This window comes from Chromohalobacter sp. HP20-39, assembly GCF_033052815.1.
Classification (GTDB): Bacteria; Pseudomonadota; Gammaproteobacteria; order Pseudomonadales; family Halomonadaceae; genus Chromohalobacter.
In genome coordinates this window covers 1-290 of sequence record NZ_JAWHTP010000508.1, presented here as the reverse complement: position 1 = coordinate 290, position 290 = coordinate 1, and the positions used below count along the sequence as shown (strand labels likewise).

The window sequence follows — 290 nt, the reverse complement described above, 5'->3', positions numbered from 1 at the left end:
ATTGAGCACCGTAGAGAAAATCGGCAGCGGAAAATCCCCCGGCGGCAGCCCGTTGAGCGAGATCGTGCCGCCACGCCGCACCATGCCCAGCGCCTGCGCGAACGCGCTGCGCGAGACCGCCGTCACCAGCACGCCATGCACGCCCCCGATCTCTTTCTGGATGACGGCCGCCGGGTCCTGCTGGGCGGCATCGACGACCAGTTTGGCCCCCAGCTCGCGCGCCAGCGCCAGCTTGTCGGGCGCAACGTCCACCGCCACCACATGCAGGCCCATGGCAATCGCATACTGCA

The 290-nt window shown here is 68.3% G+C and carries 1 protein-coding gene; it reads right to left on the bottom strand.

What is annotated here, in order from left to right:
* A partial coding sequence (locus RVY79_RS18990; protein ID WP_317466111.1) for a zinc-binding dehydrogenase occupies nt 1-290 on the bottom strand: 290 nt, incomplete at both ends.